This window comes from Pseudomonas alcaligenes (genome assembly GCF_041729615.1).
Classification (GTDB): domain Bacteria; phylum Pseudomonadota; class Gammaproteobacteria; order Pseudomonadales; family Pseudomonadaceae; genus Aquipseudomonas; species Aquipseudomonas alcaligenes_B.
Genome location: NZ_CP154874.1, coordinates 1,258,054 through 1,271,209, shown reverse-complemented (window position 1 = coordinate 1,271,209; position 13,156 = coordinate 1,258,054). Strand labels below are relative to the sequence as shown.

The 13,156-nt window shown below is 66.2% G+C and carries 12 protein-coding genes; all 12 read right to left on the bottom strand.

Features of this window, described 5'->3' with window-relative positions; all coding sequences use genetic code 11:
- Positions 1-170: 170 nt before the first annotated feature.
- The 12 genes from AAG092_RS06075 to AAG092_RS06020 all read right to left on the bottom strand — a co-directional run bounded on the left by AAG092_RS06075 (position 171) and on the right by AAG092_RS06020 (position 13,048).
- A complete protein-coding gene (locus tag AAG092_RS06075) occupies positions 171-1,259 on the bottom strand; it encodes a type I restriction endonuclease (RefSeq protein WP_373388968.1) in 1,089 nt (362 codons plus the stop codon).
- 70 nt (positions 1,260-1,329) lie between these two features.
- A complete protein-coding gene (locus AAG092_RS06070) occupies positions 1,330-1,878 on the bottom strand; it encodes a DUF2878 domain-containing protein (RefSeq protein ID WP_373388967.1) in 549 nt (182 codons plus the stop codon).
- Positions 1,879-1,936: 58 nt separating this feature from the next.
- The gene (locus AAG092_RS06065) at positions 1,937-3,211 is read right to left on the bottom strand and encodes a class I SAM-dependent methyltransferase (RefSeq protein WP_373388966.1); all 1,275 of its coding nucleotides are present in this window, start codon (positions 3,209-3,211) and stop codon (positions 1,937-1,939) included.
- Positions 3,198-3,989 (bottom strand): DUF1365 domain-containing protein, encoded by a 792-nt coding sequence (locus AAG092_RS06060; protein WP_373388965.1) that lies wholly within the window; start codon positions 3,987-3,989, stop codon positions 3,198-3,200. Before AAG092_RS06060 ends, AAG092_RS06065 begins: the two co-directional genes overlap by 14 nt.
- Positions 3,986-5,233 carry an NAD(P)/FAD-dependent oxidoreductase gene (locus AAG092_RS06055; protein ID WP_373388963.1) on the bottom strand — a complete coding sequence of 416 codons (1,248 nt, stop codon included), beginning with the start codon at positions 5,231-5,233 and terminating at the stop codon, positions 3,986-3,988. Before AAG092_RS06055 ends, AAG092_RS06060 begins: the two co-directional genes overlap by 4 nt.
- Positions 5,230-5,988, bottom strand: a complete 759-nt coding sequence (locus tag AAG092_RS06050) for an SDR family NAD(P)-dependent oxidoreductase (protein ID WP_373388962.1) — start codon at positions 5,986-5,988, stop codon at positions 5,230-5,232. The genes AAG092_RS06055 and AAG092_RS06050 overlap by 4 nt, the downstream gene beginning before the upstream one ends.
- Positions 5,985-6,407, bottom strand: coding sequence for a nuclear transport factor 2 family protein (locus AAG092_RS06045; protein WP_373388961.1), 423 nt, complete (start codon positions 6,405-6,407; stop codon positions 5,985-5,987). Before AAG092_RS06045 ends, AAG092_RS06050 begins: the two co-directional genes overlap by 4 nt.
- The gene (phrB, locus tag AAG092_RS06040) at positions 6,400-7,842 is read right to left on the bottom strand and encodes a deoxyribodipyrimidine photo-lyase (protein ID WP_373388960.1); all 1,443 of its coding nucleotides are present in this window, start codon (positions 7,840-7,842) and stop codon (positions 6,400-6,402) included. The genes AAG092_RS06045 and phrB overlap by 8 nt, the downstream gene beginning before the upstream one ends.
- Positions 7,839-8,756 carry a MerR family transcriptional regulator gene (locus tag AAG092_RS06035; protein WP_373388959.1) on the bottom strand — a complete coding sequence of 306 codons (918 nt, stop codon included), beginning with the start codon at positions 8,754-8,756 and terminating at the stop codon, positions 7,839-7,841. The genes phrB and AAG092_RS06035 overlap by 4 nt, the downstream gene beginning before the upstream one ends.
- Positions 8,753-9,703, bottom strand: coding sequence for a YbgA family protein (locus AAG092_RS06030; RefSeq protein ID WP_373388958.1), 951 nt, complete (start codon positions 9,701-9,703; stop codon positions 8,753-8,755). The genes AAG092_RS06035 and AAG092_RS06030 overlap by 4 nt, the downstream gene beginning before the upstream one ends.
- A 165-nt stretch (positions 9,704-9,868) precedes the next feature.
- Positions 9,869-10,165, bottom strand: coding sequence for a helix-turn-helix domain-containing protein (locus tag AAG092_RS06025; protein ID WP_373388956.1), 297 nt, complete (start codon positions 10,163-10,165; stop codon positions 9,869-9,871).
- Between the two features lie 51 nt (positions 10,166-10,216).
- The gene (locus AAG092_RS06020; protein WP_373388955.1) at positions 10,217-13,048 is read right to left on the bottom strand and encodes a valine--tRNA ligase; all 2,832 of its coding nucleotides are present in this window, start codon (positions 13,046-13,048) and stop codon (positions 10,217-10,219) included.
- Between the last annotated feature and the right edge of the window lie 108 nt (positions 13,049-13,156).

Genomic DNA, 13,156 nt, shown 5'->3' with positions numbered 1-13,156 from the left:
ACGCCCCCCGGAGCGGCACCGGAGGGAGGGAACCCCGCCGTAGGCGGGGCTGGATGCCGGGGTGTGTTTCTTTGCTTACTTTCTTTGCACAGGCAAAGAAAGTAAGGCGCCCAGCAGGGCGAAACAATGGCGAAGTTACTCGCCTGAAGCCCGATACCTACGACATCAACTCATTCCGCTTGAGGGCTGTAGTAACCCACTGTGGCCTTGAGTTGTTCGGAGAAGCCGAAAATCTCATCTAGGGAGGAGATCGGGTGGCGGGTTTCGTTCTTCTCCTGATCGAAGATGCCGATGTACTTGAGGCTCCGATTAAAGTGCAGTCGACAGATGGGTTTGCGGTTGTTGTCGTCGAGCAGAATGCCAAAGTAGCTCTGTGTGTCCCGATGCACGATGCGTTTGGCATCGACGACGGTGCGTACTATGGCTTTAACGATATGGAAGCCTTCCAGCTCTTCCAAAGTGGTTACCACACTATCATCCGCCGGCTCAACAGCCTTGCTCTGCTCTTCAGTGGTTGTGGGTGGAGCTGTTTGGAGCAAAGGAGCTCCACTCATTGCGGATTTCAAGCGGTCATTGATTTGGTCATTGAGAAACTGAGCCATTGCCTTGCGGGTTAGTTCGCCGAACTGTTCACGTACTTTCTGCGTGATAATTCCATCGTAAACCCGCGCAGCGAAAAATTTCACGAACTCGTCGCTAGGGCTGTTGAATTGACCTGCAATTTCTTTCTTGATCTGGCTGACATACTTCAGCTCACCAGCTGCGTTGATGATTGACTCGACATCGAACGCACTTTTGGTCAGTTTCTGCAGCTCGGGGACAACGTGCTCGTCTATGTCGAGCAGGTCCAGCTCCAGAAAAGCCTTCTCGTCCATCTTGTTTGGAGCGTCGAGGTCAGTGAAGAACTTGTAAACCTGACCGTTGGTGAGAATGGCTATGCGCGCATTGGTTACATGGAAGTAGCGAAACAGCTGCGAGGCATGGTTCAGGCTAAGCGGCTCACCAATTTTTTTGCACTCAATAAGGATCTGAACGATGCCTTCCTTGAGAATCGCGTAATCGATCTTTTCGCCCTTCTTGGTACCGACATCGCAGACATACTCGGGAACTACCTCAGTAGGGTCGAATACGTCATAACCAAGCACCGCATTGATGAAAGGCATGACGAACGCTGTTTTCGTGGCCTCCTCGGTTTTGATCGACGCTGCCTGCTGGCGGACTTTTGCGCTGAGACTATTTAGCTTTTCGAGAAACTCCATATCCCGCTCCTTGCTGACAAATTCGTGGTCGTCTGACCGGTCAAGTAGGAACGAGTGTAGATACTGTGTTTCAGGCTTGCCCGTTTGCTGATCGATGTTCGGAAAGCGCCTTGGCCCGATACATTCCGGCAAAGCCATGTACCACCACCATCACCCCGGCCCAGATCGCCGCGAGCAGCAGCAGGGTCGGCCACAGCCCCAGCGGCAGGCCGACACCGGCCAGCTTGGCGCCGCCCAGGTAGGACAGCGGCCCGGCGATGGCCCCGAGCAGGCTGCCCAGCCACCAGGGGCGGGCGCTCCAGGCCAGGCTGTGGTTGAGGCTGGTGGCGAACAGCGCCCACAGCAGGGCTAGCCAGGGCGGCAGCAGGCGGCTGTCGCCGGCGAAGTCGAACACGCCGAGGTTGAGCAGGAAGGTATCCAGCGCACTGCCGAACAGCGCTACGCTGGCCACCAGGCGGCCTTCGGCGCGCCAGCTGGCGACCCAGACGAAGTGTGCGGCCAGGCAGGCCAGGGCCAGGGCCAGCAGCCAGGGGCGGGTGGCGCCGAACACACAGGCGAACCAGCCGATCTGGAACAGCAGGGCATTGAGGATCAGCGAGCGGGGCGCGGTCAGCTGCATGGCGTTCTCGAAGGGTTGGAGACGGCGAGGATAGCCCGATCCTCGCCAGGGGTGGGCCTCAGGCGCCGAAGTTTCCCAGCAGCGGTGCCGGGCGGGCGCCTTCCTTGGCCAGCAGCAGCTGGGCGGTGCCGATGGTGCGCTCGAGGAAGCCGCCCTCGCAGTAGCACAGGTAGAACTCCCACAGGCGGTAGAAGTAGTCGTCGTAGCCGAGCTGCTCCAGGCGGTGGCGGGCGCGGCGCAGGTTGTCGTGCCACAGGCGCAGGGTGCGCGCGTAGTGCAGGCCGAAGTCCTCCATGTGGTGCAGGTTGAGGTCGGTGTCGCGGCTGACGATCTCCAGCATCTTGTTCACCGAGGGCAGGGCGCCGCCGGGGAAGATGTAGCGCTGGATGAAGTCCACTGACTTGCGCGCCTGCTCGTAGCGCTGGTCGCGGATGGTGATGGCCTGCAGCAGCATCAGCCCGTCGTCCTTGAGCAGGCGCGCGCATTGCTTGAAGTAGGTGGGCAGGAAGCGATGGCCGACTGCCTCGATCATCTCGATCGACACCAGCTTGTCGTACTGGCCCTGCAGGTCGCGGTAGTCCTCCAGCAGCAGGGTGATGCGCTCCTGCAGGCCCAGCTGCTCGATGCGCTGGCGGGTGTACTCGTACTGTTCGCGCGACAGGGTGGTGGTGGTCACCCGGCAGCCGTAGTGGCTGGCCGCATAGATGGCCATGCTGCCCCAGCCGGTGCCGATCTCCAGCAGGTGGTCGTCGGCCCTGAGGTCGAGCTTCTGGCAGATGCGTTCGAGCTTGTTCAGCTGGGCCTGCTCCAGGCTGTCCTGTTCGCTGCCGAACATGGCCGCCGAGTACATCATGGTGGGGTCGAGGAACTGCTCGAACAGCGCGTTGCCGAGGTCGTAGTGGGCGGCGATGTTCTTGCGCGAACCCTTGCGGGTGTTGCGGTTGAGCCAGTGCAGGCCCTGCAGCAGGGGCCGGCCGAGCCTGGCCAGGCCGCGCTCCATGCCGTCCAGCACGTCGAGGTTGCTGACGAACACGCGGATCACCGCGGTCAGGTCCGGGGTGGTCCAGTAGCCGTGGATGTAGGCCTCGCCGGCGCCGATCGAGCCGTTGCCGGCGACCATGGCCCAGACGGCGGCGTCCTGCACGTGGATTTCCGCGTGCAGCGGCGAGCCGGCCTGGCCGAAGGTCTGCCGTTCGCCGTCCTCGACGATTGCCAGCTGGCCGTGGCGCAGCTGGCCGAGTTGGCGCAGCACGGCGCGCTTGAGCAGGCCGGCGCCGACGCCATTGCCGGCGCGCACGCTGGTTTTCGCGGAAGTAAGGTCAGGACTCTTCATGGCGGGGCTCCAGATGGGCGGTGCGGTATTCACCGTCCGCGGCACGATGGGAAAAGATCGGGGTGCGTTTGAGCAGCAGGCGCAGGGCCTGCCAGTAGATGCCGAGCAGGGTCTTGGCGGTCATCCAGGGGAAGGCCAGCAGGTGGCGGTGCAGGCTGGCGCGGCTGAGCTCAATGCGGCTCAGGCCGAGGCCGGCCTCGAACAGCTTGTCCGCGCCCTGCCAGTCCTCCATGTGGATGTGCAGGCGTTCGCCGGGGGGCGAGTAGCGCATGCGGTATTCCAGTTCGCGCGGCAGGAAGGGCGAGACATGGAAGCTCTTGGCCACACGGTGGCGCGACTCGCCCTCGGCGTTGGCCGGCAGCACGTAGTGGTAGCGCTCGCGCCAGGGCGTGTTGCTGACCTCGCAGAGGATCGCCTGCAGGCGCTCCTGCTCGTCGAAGCAGTAGAAGAAGCTGGCCGGGTTGAAGGCCAGGCCCCAGCTGCGCGGCTGGCTCAGCAGGCAGATGCGCCCGCGCGGCGCCTGGCCCAGGGCCTCGCCGACGCGCTGGCGCACGGCATCGGCCAGGCGCATGCCGCGGCCGGTGAGCTGCGGCAGGAAATCGCTCTCGCGGAAGGCGAAGGGCGCCCAGCGCGAGCGCCCGGCCAGCGGCGACAGGGCGAGTACGGCATCCTGCTCGGCCAGGTCGAGGTAGAGCATGCCCATGCGGTAGCGGAAGGCATGGCCGCGCGGCAGATGCCGGCGATGCCCGACCCAGCCCTGGTACAGGGCGCTGTTCACAGTTCTTCCCCGAAGGCGCGGGCCACACGCAGCGCGCTGGTCACGCCGTCCTCGTGGAAGCCGTTGGCCCAGTAGGCGCCGCAGTAGTAGGTGTGCTGCACGCCGCACAGTTCTTCCCAGCGCGCCTGCGCGGCGATGCCGGCCAGGCTGTACTGCGGGTGGGCGTAGCGGTAGCGGCCGAGAATCTTGGACGGGTCGATGGCCGCGGTCTGGTTGAGGCTGACACAGAAGGTGGTGTCGCTGCGGATGCCCTGCAGGATGTTCATGTTGTAGGTCACCGCCGCCGGCTGGTCGACCGGACCGCCGAGGCGGTAGTTCCAGCTGGCCCAGGCCAGGCGGCGCTGCGGCAGCAGGCGGGTGTCGGTGTGCAGCACCACGTCGTTGTCGGCATAGCGCAAGGCGCCGAGGACCTGCTGCTCGGCCTCGCTGGGCTGCGCCAGCAGGGCCAGGGCCTGGTCGCTGTGGCAGGCGAAGATCACCTTGTCGAAGCGCTCGACGCCGGCCGGGCTGTGCAGCAGCACGCCGGCGTCGTCGCGCTCCACGCGCTGCACCGGGCAGTTCAGGCGGATGCGTTCGGCGAAGCTGGCGGTCAGCGGCGCCACGTAGCTGCGCGAACCGCCGCAGATCACCCGCCATTGCGGGCGATCGCTGACCGACAGCAGGCCGTGGTTCTTGAAGAAGCGCACGAAGAACTGCAGGGGAAAGGCCAGCATGTCGGCCAGCGACATGGACCAGATCGCCGCGCCCATCGGCACTATGTAGTGATCGATGAAGCGCTGGCCGTAGCCGCGCGAGTCCAGGTAGGCGCCGAGGGTCATGTCGGCCGGGATGTGCTGTTCGGCGAGGTCGAACAGCGCCTCGCGGTTGAAGCGCAGGATGTCGCGCAGCATGCCCCAGAAGGCCGGACGCAGCAGGTTGCTGCGCTGGGCGAAGAGGCTGTTGAGGTTGTTGCCGTTGTACTCGCTGCCGCTGACCGGGTCGTGCACCGAGAAGCTCATCTCGGTGGGCTGCGAGGCGACGCCGAGCTGGTCCAGCAGGCGGATGAAGTTGGGGTAGGTCCAGTCGTTGAACACGATGAAGCCGGTGTCTATCGCATAGCGCTGGCCCTGCACCTCGACATCCACCGTGTGGGTGTGGCCGCCGATCCAGTCGCCGGCCTCGAACAGGCTGATCTCGTGCTTGCGGTTGAGCAGGTAGGCGCTGGTCAGGCCGGCGATGCCGCTGCCGACGATGGCGATTTTCATGAGTGCGATTCCGTGCGGGAGAGTCGTTTGCCGATGGCCAGCTGCAGGCCCTTGGGCAGGTGCGCGAGCAGCAGCAGGATGGCGATGAAGGGGCCGGGGAAGGCGATTTCGTAAGGCCGCCGCTGCAGTTTCGTGGCGATGTGCCGCGCGGCCTTTTCCACTGGCCAGCGCATGGGCATGGGGAAGTCGTTTTTCTGTGTCAGCGGTGTGTCGACGAAGCCGGGGCTGACCAGGGTGACGGCGATGCCTTCGGCGGCCAGGTCGACGCGCAGCGCCTCGAACAGGTAGCGCATGGCGGCCTTGGAGGCGCCATAGGCCTCGGCGCGCGGCAGCGGCAGGAAGGTCACCGAGCTGGACACCGCCACCAGGTGCGGGCGCTCGCCGCGGCGCAGCAGCGGCAGGGCGGCTTCCACGCAGAGGGCGGCGGAGAACAGGTTGGCGCGCATCACCCGCTCGACCATGGCCGCTTCGAAGGCGCTGACCTCCACGTATTCGCAGGTGCCAGCGTTGAGGATGGCCTGGTCCAGCGCGCCCCAGTGCTCGCTGATGCGCTGGCCAATGGCATGCACCTGCTCGGGGTCGGTCAGGTCGCCGGGCGCCTGCAGCACCTGGCCGGGATAGCGCTCGGCCAGTGCATGCAGGGCGCCGGCATTGCGTGCGCTGAGGGCCAGGCGATGCCCCTCTTGCAGCAGGACTTCGGCCAGGGCGGCGCCGATGCCACTGCTGGCGCCGGTCAACCAGATGCGTCTGCTCATGCCAACCTCCTTTTCAGCCAGGCGATGACGCCGCCCATCAGCGGCAGGTGTTCGTAGAGCATGGCACCGGCGTCGAAATAGTCGCGGTGCTGGTAGACCTTGTCCCACCACAGCAGGTGCGAGCAGCCATCCACGCTGATGCGCGCGCCGCCACGCAGGCGCGGGTGGCGAAAGTGCATAGTCCAGCGCAGGTAGCCTTCGCCGTCGCACACCTGGTCGAAGCCGTGGAAGTCAAACTCGAGGCGGCCGACATTGGCATACAGCTCGGCGAAGTAGCGCTGCAGCGCTGGCAGTCCGCGCACCTCGTGCAGCGGGTCGCGGAACAGCACGTCGTCGCTGTACAGCTGGCCCAGGCGCTGCAGGTTGCTGGCGTCGAGCGCGGCGAACTCGGTGGCGAAGCGCCGCAGGAACTCAGACATCGGCCACCTCCAGCGACGGCAGGTTCTTGAAGGCCTGCAGGGCGCGCTCGCGCGAGCGCGCCAGGTCGACGATCGGGCGCGGGTAGTCGGCGATGCCGAACAAGCCGCCCATTGCCGACGGATCATGGATGTCGCGCTTGTTCAGCCCGGCCAGTTCCGGCACCCAGGTGCGGATGAAACGGCCATCCGGGTCGAACTTCTGCGACTGGCTGATCGGGTTGAAGATGCGGAAGTAGGGTGCCGCGTCGGTGCCGGTGGAGGCGCTCCACTGCCAGCCGCCGTTGTTGGCGGCCAGGTCGCCGTCGATCAGGTGCTGCATGAAGAAGCGTTCGCCCAGGCGCCAGTCGAGCAGCAGGTTCTTGGTGAAGAACATCGCCACCACCATGCGCAGGCGGTTGTGCATCCAGCCGGTGGCCAGCAGCTGGCGCATCGCCGCATCGACGATGGGGATGCCGGTGCGGCCCTGCTGCCAGGCTTCCAGGTCCCCGGGCGCATCGCGCCACGGCACGGCCTCGGTCTCCGGGCGGAAGGCGCGGTGCCGCGATACCCGCGGGTAGCCGACCAGGATGTGCTTGTAGAACTCGCGCCACAGCAGTTCGTTGATCCAGCAGACCGCGCCCGGGTTGCCGCTGTCGAACTCGCCCTGGTTGCTGCGCAGGGCGGCGTGCAGGCACTGGCGCGGCGAGATCACGCCGGCGGCGAGGTAGGGTGACAGCTGGCTGGTGCCGTCGATGGCAGGGAAGTCGCGCTGCTCCTGGTACCAGGCCATGCGCTGCTCGGCGAACTCGGCCAGGCGTTGTTGGGCGGCGTCCTCGCCGGCTGGCCAGAGCGCGCGCAGGGCCGGCGTGGGCGTGGCGAAGCCGTCCACCGCCAGCGGTAGCGGATCACCGGCAATCGCCAGAGGTGCCTGCGCCTGCGGCGCCGCCACCAGGGCTGGCAGGGCGCTGTGCAGCAGGCGATAGCAGGCCTTGCGGAACTGGCTGTAGACCTGGAAATAGTTACCGGCCTGGGTCAGCACGCTGCCCGGGCGGAAGAACAACTGGTCGAGACACTGCCGGAAGGCCACGCCCAGGGGTTGCAGTGCCCGGGCCACGGCCTGGTCGCGGCGGCTCTCGTGGATGCCGTACTCCTCGTTGACCCAGACGGTACCGACATCGTGGCTGCGGCACAGGGCGGCGAGCACCTCGGGGGCGTCGCGCCAGTGCGCAGCCAGGCGCACCAGCAGCGGCACGTTGAGACGGGCCAGTTGCTGCTGCAGCTCGGCCAGGTTGCGCAGCCAGAAGTCCACCTTGGCCGGTGCGTCATCATGCTCGCGCCACTGTTCGGGGCTGATCAGGTAGACGGCCAGGGTCGGGCCGGCGGCCATGGCGGCGGCGAGCGCGCTGTTGTCCTGTACGCGCAGGTCGCTGCGCAGCCAGATCAATTGATGTTTCACAACAACTCCTGCTGCTTCAGCAGCTGTTCGGCGCTCAGCGGGTCGTCCGCCAGGTGCAGGCCAGGCAGCATGCGCACCTCGTCGGCATGGATGCGCGCCGCCGGGCCGGCCAGCAGCAGCGGCGCCGGGAAATGACTGTTGAGGCGCGGCAGCTCGCGTTGCAGCAGCTGCGCGTCGAGGCTGTGGCTGGAGTACAGCAGCAGGGCACGCGGGGCGATGCGTTCGCAGGCCAGGGCCAGCTCGCCCAGCGGCATGGGCCAGTCGAACACCTCCACCGGGCAGCCGGCGCTGCTGGCCAGCCAGGCGCACAGCCACAGCTCGGGCTCCAGCGGCAGACTGGAGAGGTTGACCAGCAGCAGCGGCGCACCGCCCTGCTGGCGATTGCTGTGGTAGAGGCGGGCGCCGAGCTTGCTGCGCAGCCAGGAATGGAAAAACACCCGCTCCAGCTGGGCGCCGAACGGTGCGCCCTGCCAGCGCTGCTGCAGGTCGGCCAGCAGCGGCAGCAGCAATTGCTGGCACAGGGTGCGCGGCGGGTAGAGGGCCAGGGCGCGGTTGAACTGTTCGTCCAGCGTGCGCTCGGCCTGCTGCTCGATGCTCTGCAGCAGCTCCTGGCGCAGTGCATCCCAGGGGCTGGCGCCGCTGTGTTGCGCCAGCGGACGCTGTTCCAGCAGTTCCTTGACCTGGCCGACCGCCACGCCGCGCGCCAGCCAGGTGAGGATGGCCTGGATGCGCACCACGTGGTCCTGCGAGTACAGGCGGTGGCCCTTGGGCGTGCGGTGCGGCACGATCAGCCCGTAGCGGCGCTCCCAGGCGCGCAGGGTGACCGGGTTGACCCCGGTGCTGCGCGCCACTTCGCGGATCGGCAGGTAGCCCTGGGCGAGGGCGGCCTGGTAGTCGTCGCCGGCCGTGCTCATAGGGCGTTGCGCAGGCTGAGGTTTTCCGGATGCGGCTGCAGGTAGGCCTGGCGCGCCACGTAGCGATCCGGATGACGGCGGAAATGGTGCTTGAGCAGGGTCAGCGGCACCACCAGGGGAATGATGCCGCTGCGGTACTGGGTGATCAGCTGCTGCATCTCTTCCTTCTCCTCGCTGCTCAGGGCCTGCTTGAGGTAGCCGGAGAGGTGCTGCAGCACGTTGCTGTGGGTGCCGCGAGTGGCGCACTTCTTCAATGCCGCCATCAGCTGGCTGAAGTAGTGCGGGCCGAACTCCAGCGGGTCGTGCCTGCCCAGGTCGGCGAGCAGGCGGCCGAGGGCCTTGTACTGCAGCGGGTTGTTGGCCATCAGCTGGTACTTGTAGCGGGCATGGAAGTCGATGATCGCCTTGCGCGTCAGGCCGGCGTGCAGCAGACGCTGCCACTCGGCGTAGGCGAACACGCGGGTGAGGAAGTTCTCGCGCAGCACCGGGTCGTTGAGGCGGCCGTCTTCTTCCACCGGCAGGTCCGGGCGCAGACGGGTGAAGGCGGCGGCGAAGATGCCGCTGGCGCCGCCATCGGCCGGGTAGCCGTTGTCCTGGTAGACCTTGACCCGCTCCATGCCGCAGGAAGGCGACTTGTGCATGAAGATGTAGCCGCTGATGTCGTCCAGTTCGCCGGCCATGCGCGTGCCGTAGTCGTGCAGGGCCTGGGTCACGTCGCGCTCGCGGTTGACCGTGCCAAGGGCGCGCGGCGCCTGCGGGTCGCCGACCAGGCGGATGGGCTCGCGCGGGGTGCCCAGGCCGATGGCCACTTCCGGGCACAACGGGACGAAGTCGAAATGCTCGGCCAGCACCCGGCTGCACAGGCGCGATTCCTTGTGGCCGCCGTTGTAGCGTACCTCGGCCCCCAGCAGGCAGGCGCTGATGCCCAGCTTGAGCTTGCTCGTCATGGCTCCTCCCGTTCGTAAACTTGTACAGGTTTTGCTCTTTGTACAGATATTCCTATCTTAGGAATTAACTTGTACAAGTCAAATTATTTGTACAGTTTTCGTATCGGGTGTTTCTCCAGGCGTGCAGGGGCCGCCGCCCTGATGGCGGTGCCCGGACGGCGGGGGTCAGGGGTAGTCGAGCAGCAGGCGGATCTGCGGCAGATGGGCGGCGACCCAGGCAGGGTCGATCGGTCCCCAGTCGGCGATGCGGTAATGGCCGGCGTTGTTGCGCTCGCCGTCGTGCTGCACGAAGTCGCAGCGGATATCCAGCTCGGCCAGCGCCGCCAGGGTGTCCTGGGCGGTGCGCCGGGGCATGCCGGTGGCGGCCATCAGCGCCGGCACGCTGGTGGCCGTGCCGCTGTCGATCAGCCAGGCGACGTAGAGGCGGCGGTAGAAGCTGGTGCGGGTCTTGCTGACTTCCATGCGTGCTCCTGCAGACAGCACAAGGCCCGCGATGGCGGGCCTTGTCGGGGGTTACAGCTTGGCGATCTTCTCGCGCTGCTCGACCAGCTTGGCCAGCGCCTGTTCGGCCTCGGCCAGCTTGGCGCGCTCCTTGTCGAGCACCTCGGCCGGGGCCTTGGCGACGAAGCCCTCGTTGGCCAGCTTGCCGCCGACCCGCTGCACTTCGCCCTGCAGGCGCTGGATTTCCTTGTCCAGGCGCGCCAGTTCGGCGTCCTTGTCGATCAGGCCGGCCATCGGCACCAGCACCTGCATCTCGCCGACCAGGGCGGTGGCGGACATCGGTGCTTCCTCGGAGGCTTCCAGCACGCGCACCGACTCCAGCTTGGCCAGCTTGCTCAGCAGCGGCTCGAAGTCGGCCAGGCGGCGCAGGTCTTCGGCGTTGGCGTTCTGCACGATGATGTCGATGCGCTTGGCCATGGAGATCTTCATCTCGCCACGGATCTGCCGTACGCCGAGCATCAGCTGCTTGACCCACTCGATGTCGCCTTCGGCGCTCGCGTCGATGCGGCTCTCGTTGGCCACCGGCCATGCCTGCAGCATGATGGTGGCACCGTCCTTGCCGGCCTGGGCCTTGATGCGCTGCCAGATTTCCTCGGTGATGAAGGGCATGAACGGGTGGGCCAGGCGCAGGATCACCTCCAGCACGCGCACCAGGGTGCGGCGGGTGCCGCGCTGGCGCTCGATCGGCGCGTTCTCGTCCCACAGCACCGGCTTGACCAGCTCCAGGTACCAGGCGCAGTACTCGTCCCAGATGAACTCGTACAGGGCTTGCGCCGCCATGTCGAAGCGGAAGGCGTCGAGGTGGCGGGTGACGTCCTGCTCGCAGCGCTGCAGGGCGGAGATGATCCAGCGGTCGACCGGCGACAGGTCGACCGGCTCGTCGTTGACACCGGTGTCCTGGCCATCGGTGTTCTCGATGACGAAGTTGGCGGCGTTCCACAGCTTGTTGCAGAAGTTGCGGTAACCCTCGACGCGGCCCATGTCGAACTTGATGTCACGACCGGTGGAGGCCAGCGCCAGGTTGGTGAAGCGCAGGGCGTCGGTGCCGTAGGCGGCGATGCCTTCCGGGAACTCGGCGCGGGTCTGCTTGGCGATCTTCTCGGCCAGCTTGGGCTGCATCATGCCGCTGGTGCGCTTGGCCACCAGGGCTTCGAGGTCGATGCCGTCGACGATGTCCAGCGGGTCGAGCACGTTGCCCTTGGACTTGGACATCTTCTGGCCCTGGCCATCGCGCACCAGGCCGTGCACGTACACGGTCTTGAACGGGATCTGCCCGGTCAGGTGGGTGGACAGCATGATCATCCGGGCAACCCAGAAGAAGATGATGTCGAAGCCGGTGACCAGCACGTCGGTGGGGTGGAAGGTCTTGAGGAAGTCGGTCTGCTGCGGCCAGCCGAGGGTGGAGAAGGTCCACAGGCCGGAGCTGAACCAGGTGTCCAGCACGTCTTCGTCCTGGCGCAGGGCGATGTCACCGAGGTTGTGCTTGGCGCGCACTTCCGCCTCGTCGCGGCCGACATAGACGTTGCCGGCCTCGTCGTACCAGGCCGGGATGCGGTGGCCCCACCACAGTTGACGGCTGATGCACCAGTCCTGGATGTCGCGCATCCAGCTGAAGTACATGTTCTCGTACTGCTTGGGCACGAACTGGATCTCGCCGCTCTCGACCACGGCGATGGCCTTCTCGGCCAGCGGCTTGGTGGAGACGTACCACTGGTCGGTCAGCCACGGCTCGATCACGGTGCCGGAGCGGTCGCCCTTCGGCACTTTCAGGGCGTGGTCTTCGATCTTCTCCAGCAGGCCGGCGGCTTCGAAGGCGGCAACGATCTGCTTGCGCGCGACGAAACGGTCGAGGCCGGCGTATTCGGCCGGCAGGCTGCCGTCGATCTCGGCGTTGACGCTGCCGTCGATGTTGAACACCTGGGCCCTGGCGAGCACCTGGGCGTCCTTGTCGAAGATGTTGATCAGCGGCAGGTTGTGGCGCTTGCCGACTTCATAGTCGTTGAAGTCGTGGGCCGGGGTGATCTTCACGCAGCCGGTGCCGAACTCGGGGTCGCAGTAGTCGTCGGCGATGATCGGGATGCGCCGGCCCACCAGCGGCAGTTCGATGTAGCTGCCGATCAGCGCCTTGTAGCGCTCGTCTTCCGGGTGCACGGCCACGGCGGAGTCGCCGAGCATGGTTTCCGGGCGGGTGGTGGCGACGATCAGGTAGTCCAGGCCCTCGGCGGTTTTCTTGCCGTCGGCCAGCGGGTAGCGCAGGTTCCACAGGTGGCCCTTCTCGTCGTGGTTTTCCACTTCGAGGTCGGAGATGGCGGTGTGGAACTTGGTGTCCCAGTTGACCAGGCGCTTGCCGCGGTAGATCAGGCCGTCCTGGTGCAGGCGCACGAAGGCTTCTTTAACGGCTTCGGACAGACCTTCGTCCATGGTGAAGCGCTCGCGCGACCAGTCCACCGAGGAGCCCAGGCGGCGGATCTGCCGGGTGATGGTGCCGCCGGACTGCTCCTTCCACTCCCAGACCTTCTCCAGGAACTTCTCGCGACCCAGATCGTGACGGCCAATGCCCTCGGCGGCCAGCTGGCGCTCGACCACCATCTGGGTGGCGATGCCCGCGTGGTCGGTGCCCGGCTGCCACAGGGTGTTGCGGCCCTGCATGCGGCGGAAGCGGATCAGGCAGTCCATGATCGAGTTGTTGAAGCCGTGGCCCATGTGCAGGCTGCCGGTGACGTTCGGCGGCGGGATCATGATGGTGTAGGGCTCGCCGGAACCTTGCGGGGCGAAGTAGTTGTTCTGCTCCCAGGTCTGGTACCAGGAAGTTTCGATGGCGTGGGGCTGGTAGGTCTTGTCCATGAGTCGGCGGGACCGTATTGGCAACTGAGCGGGAAAGCCGCCGAGTATAACGGCTGGCGCCACCCGCGTGCCACTGGCCGCCGGTTGGCGTGGCCCGGCGCTAGCCGC